We start from the raw sequence: 3,861 nt of genomic DNA on the forward strand, positions 1-3,861 counted from the left end.
ACAGGTGTTCGCCAAGTTGCCGAACGCCGGCCTGTACAACCTGTATGGCCCCACCGAAGCCGCCATCGACGTGACCCACTGGACCTGCCGCGACGAAGGTCGCAACAGCGTGCCGATCGGCCAGCCGATCGCCAACCTGGGCGCGTACGTGCTCAGTGCCGACCTGCTGCCGTTGCCGGCGGGTGCCACCGGCGAGTTGTACCTGACCGGTGCAGGCCTGGCGCGCGGTTACCACCGCCGTGCCGCGCTGACCGCCGAGCGCTTCGTCGCCAGCCCGTTCGGCGCCGGCCAGCGCCTGTACCGTACCGGTGACCTGGCACGCCAACGCGCCGACGGCGTGATCGACTACATGGGGCGAGTCGACCACCAGGTGAAGATCCGCGGCCTGCGTATCGAACTCGGTGAAATCGAAGCGTACCTGCTCGAACTGAACTGCGTTCGCGAGGCCAGCGTGCTGGCCGTTGAAGCAGGCAGCGGCCTGCAACTGGCCGCCTACCTGGTGGCCAGTGACGCCACCCTGGCGTCGGCCAGCAGTGCGCAGCAGGCGCAATGGCGCGATGCTGTTCGCCAGCAGTTGCTGACCGGTCTGCCCGACTACATGGTGCCAACCCACCTGATACTGCTGGAACAACTGCCGCTGAGCCCGAACGGCAAGCTCGATCGCAAGGCTCTGCCCGGCATCGGCGACGCAGCCATGCGCAGCGAGCATGTCGCTCCCTCCAACCCACTGGAACAGCAACTGGCCGCTATCTGGCAGGCGGTACTCAAGCTTGATCACGTGGGCGTTACCGACAACTTCTTCGAACTGGGCGGCGACTCGATCATCTCGATCCAGGTCGTCAGTCGCGCCCGTCAGGCCGGTATCCGCTTCACTCCCAAGGCGCTGTTCGAACACCAGACCATCCAGCGCCTGGCCACGGTTGCCCAGACCAGCGATGCACGCTCGGTTGTCGACCAATCGCCCTTGCAGGGCGAAACGGCATTGCTGCCGATCCAGCAGATGTTCTTCGAACTGCCGATGCCCGAGCGGCATCACTGGAATCAGGCCGTACTGCTCAAGGCCAACGCCAGGCTTGATGCGGCGGCGCTGGAGCAGGCCCTGCAAAGCCTGGTGCTGCACCACGACGCCTTGCGCCTGCAGTTCACCGAAACCGCCCGCGGCTGGACCGGCGAGTACCGTTCGCAAGCGGCCCAGCGCGAAGCCTGGGCACACACACCGCTGCTGTGGCAACACACAGTCAGTGATGCGCATGCGCTACAAGCACTGGCCGAATCGGCGCAGCGTAGCCTGGACCTGGAAGGCGGCCTGGTCCGTGCGCTGCTTGCCGAGCTCGCCGATGGCAGCCAGCGCCTGTTGCTGGTGATTCACCACCTGGCGGTCGATGGCGTGTCGTGGCGCATTCTCTTCGAAGACCTGCAGGCAGCATACCGCCGTGCAGTGGCCGGGCACGCTGTCGAACTGCCCGCCAGGACCCGCTCGCTGCGTGCCTGGGCCGAACAGTTGCAGGCTTTCGCCAGGCACACCGGGCAGGACCAGGAACTCGCCTACTGGCAGCAGTTGCACGGAGCGAGCAATGACCTGCCCTGCGACCGTGCAGCCGATCGCCTGATCAACCGCAACAGCAACAGTGTGCAGGTCGTGCTGGACAAGCAACGCACCCGCCAGTTGCTGCAACAGGCACCGGCGGCGTATCGCACCCAGGTCAACGACCTGCTGCTCAGCGCGCTGGCGCAGGTCATCACGCGCTGGAGCGGTCACGACGACCTGCTGCTGCAACTCGAAGGGCATGGCCGCGAGGAGCTGTTCGAAGACATGGACCTGACCCGTACCGTCGGCTGGTTCACCAGCCTGTTCCCGGTACGCCTGACCCCGGCCAGTACGCTGGGTGGCACGATCAAACAGATCAAGGAGCAACTGCGCGCCATCCCCAACAAGGGCATCGGCTTCGGCGCCTTGCGCTACCTGGGCGATGCACAGACGCAACAGACCATGCAGCAACTGCCTGTGCCACGCCTGACGTTCAATTACCTGGGCCAGCTCGATGGCACCTTCGACAGTGACGAGGGTGCGCTGTTTGCCCCCGCTGCAGAAAGCGCAGGTATCGGGCAGAGCCTGGACGCCCCGCAGAGCAACTGGCTGACCCTCAACTGCCAGGTGTTTGCCGGTGAACTGAGCCTGACCTGGGGCTACAACAGCGCAATGTACGATGCATCGACCATTGAAGGGCTGGCCGAAGATTACCTGCATTCGCTGAGCCGCCTGATCGAGCACTGCCTGCAGGCCGACAACCACGGCCTGACGCCGTCGGACGTGCCTCTGGCCCGTTTGAGCCAGGCGCAGCTCGATGCACTGCCCCTTTCGGCCCAGCAGGTTGAAACGCTGTACCCGCTGGCCCCGATGCAACAGGGCATGCTGTTTCACACCCTTTACCAGCAACAAGCAGGTAACTACATCAATCAGATGCGCCTGGACGTACGCGGCCTGGATGCAGAACGCTTCCGGGCTGCCTGGCAGGCCACCGTGGATGCCCATGACATCCTGCGCAGCGGTTTCCTCTGGCAGGGCCAGCTCGACGAGCCGCTGCAAGTGGTGCACAAGCGAGTCGAACTGCCGTTCAGCGTACTGGACTGGCGCGAGCGCCAGGGTTGCAGCGCAGCGCTGGACACCCTGGCTGGCGAAGAGCTGATGCAGCCGTTCGACCTGCAGCAACCGCCATTGCTGCGCCTGTTCATGGTCCGCACCGGCGAGGACAGCCATCACCTCATCTACACCCACCATCACATCCTGATGGATGGCTGGAGCAACTCGCAGATGATGGGTGAGGTGATGCAGCGCTACCATGGCCAGCGCGTGCCCCAGTCCAGCGGTCGCTACAGCGATTACATCGCCTGGCTGCAACAGCAGGACCCGGCACTGAGCGAGACGTTCTGGAAAGCCCAGGTACAGACCCTCGATGCGCCCACTCGGCTTGCAGCGGCCATCACTGCGCAACGCTCACCGGGGTCCGGCCACGCACACCTCGAAGCCGCGCTCGAACAGGCCGACACTGCCCGGCTCGAGACCTTTGCCCGCCAGCAGAAGGTGACCCCCAACACACTGGTTCAGGCAGCCTGGCTGATCGTGCTGCAGCGTTACTGCGCACAGGCGACGGTCTGCTTCGGTGCCACCGTCTCCGGTCGCCCGGCGGAGCTCAGCGGGGTGGAACAGCAGCTGGGGCTGTTCATCAACACCTTGCCAGTGGTCGCCACGCCGCTGCCCGAGCTCAGCGTCGGCCAATGGCTGCAGCAGGTGCAGGCGCAGAACCTGAGCTTGCGAGAACATGAACACACCCCGTTGTTCGAGATTCAACGCTTGGCCGGCAAGAACGCCGAAAGCCTGTTCGACACCCTTCTGGTGTTCGAGAACTATCCGATTTCGCAAGCCCTGGAACAGACGCCAAGCACAACACTGCACTTTGGCAGCATCCGTACCCATGAGCAGACCAACTATCCCTTGACCTTGATGGTCGGCTTCGGCGCGATGCTGACCTTGCAGGCAAGTTACGACCAGGCGCATTTCGATACCGCCACGGTCGAGAAGCTCGCTCACTCGCTGCTCAGGCTGCTGAGGGCGATGCTCGACTCGCCAGACCAGGCCATCGGCGACCTGGTGATGCTTGCACCGCAGGAACAGCACACCGTACTGCTCGACTGGAACCTGACATCGACCCACTATCCACTCGAGCAACCGGTTCATCAATTGATCGAGGCGCAGGTCCAACAGACACCGAACGCGCCGGCACTGGTGTTCGGCGGGCAGCACCTGAGCTATGCCGAACTCAACAGCCGTGCCAACCAGCTCGCCCATGCGCTGATTGCGCG

Annotated in this window: 1 protein-coding gene; it reads left to right on the forward strand. The window is 64.2% G+C overall.

Annotated elements, in window-relative coordinates:
• On the forward strand, positions 1 to 3,861 hold a 3,861-nt coding region (locus NP552_RS25810), incomplete at both ends, for a condensation domain-containing protein (protein ID WP_274097319.1).

The sequence above is a fragment of the Pseudomonas sp. 8209 genome (assembly GCF_028682105.1).
Taxonomy (GTDB): domain Bacteria; phylum Pseudomonadota; class Gammaproteobacteria; order Pseudomonadales; family Pseudomonadaceae; genus Aquipseudomonas; species Aquipseudomonas palmensis.